General features: G+C 69.8%; 5 protein-coding genes. All 5 read right to left on the bottom strand.

Going from position 1 to position 6108, the window contains the following annotated elements; translation table 11 throughout:
- Positions 1–86 precede the first annotated feature (86 nt).
- The 5 genes from AB0M52_RS28885 to AB0M52_RS28865 all read right to left on the bottom strand — a co-directional run bounded on the left by AB0M52_RS28885 (position 87) and on the right by AB0M52_RS28865 (position 5947).
- Complete coding sequence (locus tag AB0M52_RS28885; RefSeq protein WP_363960201.1) at positions 87–1430, bottom strand: endo-1,4-beta-xylanase; 1344 nt, start codon at positions 1428–1430, stop codon at positions 87–89.
- A gap of 249 nt (positions 1431–1679) precedes the next feature.
- Entirely contained in the window at positions 1680–3338 is a 1659-nt protein-coding gene (locus AB0M52_RS28880) for a cellulose binding domain-containing protein (RefSeq protein WP_363960198.1), read from the bottom strand.
- A gap of 334 nt (positions 3339–3672) precedes the next feature.
- Complete coding sequence (locus tag AB0M52_RS28875) at positions 3673–4641, bottom strand: transporter (RefSeq protein ID WP_363960195.1); 969 nt, start codon at positions 4639–4641, stop codon at positions 3673–3675.
- Positions 4638–5534 (bottom strand): ABC transporter ATP-binding protein, encoded by an 897-nt coding sequence (locus tag AB0M52_RS28870; RefSeq protein WP_363960192.1) that lies wholly within the window; start codon positions 5532–5534, stop codon positions 4638–4640. The genes AB0M52_RS28875 and AB0M52_RS28870 overlap by 4 nt, the downstream gene beginning before the upstream one ends.
- Positions 5535–5545: 11 nt before the next feature.
- Positions 5546–5947 (bottom strand): GntR family transcriptional regulator, encoded by a 402-nt coding sequence (locus AB0M52_RS28865; protein WP_363960189.1) that lies wholly within the window; start codon positions 5945–5947, stop codon positions 5546–5548.
- Positions 5948–6108 lie beyond the last annotated feature (161 nt).

Below are 6108 nucleotides of genomic sequence, written 5' to 3'. Positions count from 1 at the left end.
GACGGCCACGGTTACCCGGACCGGCTCGCCCAGCGCGGTGATCCGGGCGGCCAGCGGGACGATGGTGGGGATCGGCGGTAAGTGGGCTACCCGGCGGTGCAGGACCTGATCTGCGGTCGGGCGCTGGAGTTTCCGTTCATCATCGTGGTGAAGCCGAACGTGTTGCCGCTGCCGTTGGAGCGCATCGTCATCACGTTGCCGCTGCTGTCCCAGGTGGGGTTGCCGCTCCAGGTGGTGGAGACCTGCTGCGGTGGGGTGATGGCCACGACCACGGCCCAGCTGCTGGCACCACTGACGGTCACCGAGGTGTTGTACCGGTCGCCCCAGACCTGACCGGGCGTCATCGTCGCCGTGCAACCGCCACCGCCGGGCGGCGGGGTGGTCGGGTTGCCACCGGGGTTGCCGTTGTTCAGCGCGGTGAGCACCGCGTCGTAGGCGGGCTTCTTGTTGCCGCTGCTGTTGAACAGCAGCGGACTCTCGCCGGAGCGCCACGAGTCGGAGTCGCGGATGCCCCAGACGGTGATGCCCTTGCAGCGCGCGACCGCGAGGCAGTCGTTGACCACGTTGCGGTACGCGTCCGCCGGGGCGTTGCGGATGTCCAGCTCGGTGATGTGCACGTCGACGCCGAGGGCGGCGAAGCTGGACAGCGTGGTGCGGTAGTTGCTTGGGTAGTTCGAGCCGCCGGTGAAGTGGGACTGCAGGCCGACGCAGTCGATCGGGACGCCCCGGCTCTTGAAGTCCTGGACCATCCGGTAGACGGCCTGGGTCTTGGCGTCGTTCCAGTTGTCGATGTTGTAGTCGTTGTAGCACAGCTGGGCGTTCGGGTCCGCCTGGCGGGCGGCGCGGAAGGCGGCCTCGATCCAGTCGTTGCCGGTGCGCTGGAGGTTGGAATCCCGGCGGGCCCCACTGGAGCCGTCCTGGAACGCCTCGTTCACCACGTCCCACCATGCGACCTGGCCGCGGAAGTGGGTGGCGACCTGGGTCACGTGGTTGAGCATCGCGTTGCGCAGCGCGGTGCCGGACATGTTCTGCATCCAACCGGGCTGCTGCGAGTGCCAGGCGAGCGTGTGCCCGCGGACCTGCATCCCCCGACTACGGGCGTGCTGGACGATCCGGTCCGCGTTGCCGAACGTGAACTGACCCTGCTGCGGCTCGGTCGCGTCGATCTTCATCTCGTTCTCGGCCGTGACCTGGTTGAACTCGCGGTTCAGGATGGTCGTGTACGCCGAGTCGTTCAGCTTGCTCGCCGCGACGGCGGTCCCGAAGTACCGGCCGCCCCGCTCGGCCGCGGATGCACCGAGGGTGCTCGCGGCGCTCGCGGCACCGGGCAGGACGACGGTGCCCACCGCGGCCACCAGGCCGACGGCCGCGAGGGCAAGCGCTGCGCGCAGTCGTCTCGACCGTCCCGTGTCGGCAGAGTCCCTGCTCATCTGATGCTCCTTCCGACAGCCCGGCGGCGGCCCGGTTTTCGGGCAGCACAATCCAGACGTATGGGTGAGGTTGGGGAGGATCGAGCGATACCAGCCAAAGGGATCGCATCGGCCTTAGTAGATCGAAGTATTACAGCGGCGTTTCGGGCGGGTCAATGACTTCCGGAATGCTTCCGGAACGACGGCGGGGCCCGGTGTGGGGGCGTGACGCCTCCACACCGGGCGGTCGGAACTCGTCGGGCGCGGGATCTACCTGGCAGTGCAGGTGGGGGTCATTCCGGTGCCGGTGCCGGTGCTCTGGAAGCCGAACTCGGTCGACTGGCCGGGAGCTATGGAGCCGTTGTAACTGACGTTGGAGAACTGGACCGCGCCGGTGTTCCCGCTGCGGTTGGCGTTCCACGCGTTGGTGACGCTGGCACCCGACGGCAGGGTCATGGCGACCGTCCAGCCGTTGACCGGCGAGGAGCCCGCGGTCACCCGTACCGTCGCGACGAAACCACCCGTCCACTGGTTGATCGACACCGCCGCCGAGCAGCCGCCGCCGGCCGGTGGGGTGGTGGGCGGTGTCGTCGGCGGGGTGGTCGGGGGCGTGCTGGGTGGCGTGGTCGGGGGCGTGGTGGGTGGGGTCGTCGGGCCGTCGGCGAGGGTCGGCGTCTGCCAGTCCCGCCACTCGGCGAGGTTGCCGGCCTTCCTGCTCGAGATCCTGAAGACGCCGGCGGCGTTGCCCGTCTTCAGCAGGAACTTCTGGATGTTCTGCTGTAGCGGGGTTCGCCATTCGGACCGGGCGGCGCAGTGGGTTCCGTCCTGGACGTCGGACCAGTAGGAGATGTTGTCTCCCGCACCGAGCGCCCTGTAGACCTCGGCGCCGGCCAGAGCCGCCACGCTCGCGGACCTGGCGGCCAGCCAGTCGACGTGCGCATTGTCCATGATGAACAGTCCGCGTGGCGCCACCATGGCCACCGTCTGATGGGTGTCCACCGGCAGCGTGGTCGGGCTACTGGTGAAGGAGCCGAACGCGTCACCCAGCCACGGCTGCTCGCCGTACGCGCTGCTCAGCGGCTGGGCACCGGACTCACCGGGAATCCCGCGGAAGATCGGCGCGCCCGCGCTGCCCGACTCGATCGGCATGGTCAGCGCGATGCGCTGATCGAAGGCCCCCGTCACGAAGGCACCCTTCCCGTATCGCGAGCATCCCGTGACGCCGGTGGCGTCCGCCCTGAGGATGCTGCCGCCCGACTGCTCGATGACGTCGATGATCCGGCTCACTCCCCAGGCCCAGGCGAGCAGCAGCCCGGTGCCGCTCGACGAGCCGTAGATGCTGTAGAACGCACCCTGCTTGTTGTTCCGGGGCGTGCCCTCCCGGCCCACGGCGAGGGGGTCGTAGCTGATGACGGCGGCACCGGCGGCCCTGACGGTGGCCGTATCCGCGCCGAACCCGCCCAGCACCACCACGGCCGGGAAGGGCCCGGAGCCGCTCGGCAGCTGGACACCCGCCGAGAAGCTGGCACTCCTGCCGTTGTGCGTCACGTTCACCGTGATGCTCGTGTTCGAGACCGTCCCGGTGACGCTCTGCGGCTTCGCCGGCTTCTCGCCGTAGACGTACCTCTCCGCCAGCCTCTTGGTCTCCGCGCGGCGGCACCGCCAGTCGGACTTGGCGGAGATGCGCGTGCCATCCACCCTCCGGAAGGGATCAGGAAGCCGGGAGTTGGCGGTCAGCGAGCCCGGGTTGGGCACCGGGCAGTCGGCGCCCTCGTCCTCGACCGGCGCGACGGCCGCGAGACTACCGGCGGCGGCCTGGGCGACCGTGGTTCTCGTTACCGCCGTCACCGCTCCGGCGACCGCGAGCGCCGCCACCGTCAGCACGACGACCGTCGAACGGAACCTGGCACGGTCCAAGCTGTGGATCACCACGGCTCTCCTTCCGGTAGGCGATGGAGACGACGATGGCGATCGACAGTCGCCGATGTCGACACCGGCGAGTTTCGAACAAGGCAACGAAATGTGTCAATGAGGTTTCGGGAACTATCGGTCGCCGATCACGCCGGCGGCCCCGGGGCCACTGCATTGACCAACCGGGGCACCACAGCTACTCTTCTCGGAATTCGGCCCGCAATCACTCCGGAAGTTCCGGAGGCGTCCGGCTACCCACCCCCAGGTGGCGGGCTGACGACGCCGTCGGACCCGGGTACCTGGCACCGGACCGTCCGCGGTGCCAGGTACCCGTCGACGTCGGGTCGCGTGATCAGGCGATCCGCCGGACACGCCGGATGGTGAGGTAGAGCAGGATCGCGGCGAGTGCGACGAAGATGCCGGTCTCGATGCCCTGGAACAGCCAGTACCGATCGGCCGGCTGGTAGAGCAGCCAGTTGTAGGCTCCGGCGCCGAACTCCTCGCCGCACGGCCCGCCGCCCGGTCCCTTGCTGCCCGGTGGACAGTTGACCTGGGCACCGGGCATCACCATCGTGCCGCTGGCGTCCCGGATACCGTCCGAGAGGGTCCAGGCGCCACGCAGCTGGCCCTCGTCGAAACCCCCGGCGGAGACCAGCGGGTAGGTGTGCTCCCGGGCGGGCAGGTAGTGCGGCCGGAGCACGGCGGTCAGCCCGATCCGTACGGCGGCGAATCCACCGAGGGTGGCCGCCATGGCGGGCAGCATCCGGGGCCAGACCGTGCCGGCGAAGACGCCCAGCGCGACCGCGAAGAGCGTGTAGCCGATCGGCGCCACCCCCTGCATGTCGAAGAAGAGCACGTCGAAGCGGCTCCGACCGCCGCCCGCCACCAGTGGGTCCAGCCACCACGCCATGCCCAGCCCGTAGCCGACCGCCGCGGCCAGCGTGACGGCACCGACCAGCCCGAACTTGGTCACCGCCCAGCGCTCGCGGCTGACGCTCTGGGTCCAGACGAACCGGTGGGTGCCCTGCTCGACCTCGCGGGCCACCAGCGGCGCGCCCCAGAAGAGCCCGACCAGCAACGGCAGCACCAGGAACAGGATGCCGGTCAGCAGCAAGGTGTCGTACTGGCTGTTGAAATCGTTGAACGCCCTTCCGCAATCTTTCGTCTGGCTGCCCTGCGAGACGCAGTCGGCCAGCCCGAGGTCGGCGAACCTGCCGCGGATGGCCAGGCCGGTCGGAACCATCACGACCGCGAGCACCGCGAGCCCGATCACCGTGAACAACGCCTGCTTGCGGTGTTGCCGCCAGGCCAGCCACATCATGCCGGGACTCCCCACGCCTCGTGGCTGGCCCGCGCCGACCCGCCGTCGGTGAGGTGGGCGAGGATGAGGTCCTCCAGGGTCACGTCGCGGACCGTCCACGACGGATCGATCGGGTCACCGTCGGCGCGGACCAGCAAGGTGGACTGCCGGTCGGTGTGGCTGGCCTTGACCACCGCCGCGACCCCGGCGATCGGGGTGTCGTCCACCCGACGCGGACCGATCAGCTGCCGATGCCGGTCGAGCAGGTCCTCGACCGGGCCGGCGAGTTTCACCTCGGCGGAGTGCAGCACGATCAGGTAGTCGCAGACCCGCTCGAGGTCGCCGAGGATGTGCGAGGAGAGCAGCACCGTGGTGCCCGACTCGGCGACGCTGCCCATCAGCGACTGCATGAACTCGCGGCGGGCGAGCGGATCCAGACTGGCCACCGGCTCGTCGAGCAGCAGCAGCCGGGGCCGCTTGGCCAGCGCGAGCGCGAGCGCGACCTGGGCACGCTGGCCGCCGGAGAGTTTGCCGACCGGCTTGCCCGGCGCGATGCCGAGCTGGGCCAGCCGACGGCGGGCCAGGTCCGCGTCCCAGCGCCGGTTCAGCTTGCCGCCCATGGTGACCAGCTCCTCCGCCGTGAGCTCCCGGTACAGCGGGGTGTCCTGTGCGACGAATCCGATCTCGGCCAGCAGCGCCGTGTTGCCATACGGCACCTGGTCGAAGACCCGGACCGCCCCCGCGTCGGGCCGCAGCAGGCCGACCGCCAGATGCAGCAGCGTGCTCTTGCCGGCCCCGTTCGGCCCGACCAGCGCGGCGACCCGGCCGGCCGGCAGCCGCAGCGTGCAGTCGCGCAGTGCCCAGCTGCGGCCGTATCTCTTGCCGAGCGCCTCGGCCTCCAGCACCAACTCCATACCGCTTCCTCTCACGCGGATTCCGTCTGTAACGAGATGGGAAAGGCCCGCATCGTCGTCGCCACCAGGGCGGTGATGTCCTCGGCCGTCAGCCCGGCGGCCTGCGCCCGGCGCACCCAGTCCACCAACTCGGCGCGCAGTTCGGCCTGGTTGGCCAGGGACGAGCGGGCGAGGGTGGCCGTGATGAACGTGCCCACGCCGGGCCGCCCTTCCGCCAGCCCTTCGATCTCCAGTTCGCGGTACGCCTTGAGCACCGTGTTCGGGTTGATCGCGAGCGACTGCGCGACGTCGCGGACCTTCGGCAACTGGTCTCCGGGCGCCAGCAGGCCCACCCGCAGCGCCTGTTTGACCTGCTGGACGAGCTGGACGTACGTGTTCACCTTGGACCGGCCGTCCAGCACGAACTCGATCACCCGCGGCTCCTCCCCAATTGGACCTTTCCCGTTGTCCTATGACAGTAGGACTATAAGACAGGTTGGGCGCCTTCGTGCTGGTCCACCGGCCCGGAGCCGACCGGATACGGACCGAGCTGCGCCAACGCGGCTGGGCGGTACGCCGGGGCGACACCTTCCCG

The organism is Micromonospora sp. NPDC051296, assembly GCF_040682255.1.
GTDB classification, from domain to species: Bacteria; Actinomycetota; Actinomycetes; order Mycobacteriales; family Micromonosporaceae; genus Micromonospora; species Micromonospora craterilacus.
This window is presented reverse-complemented; position numbering and strand designations above follow the sequence as displayed.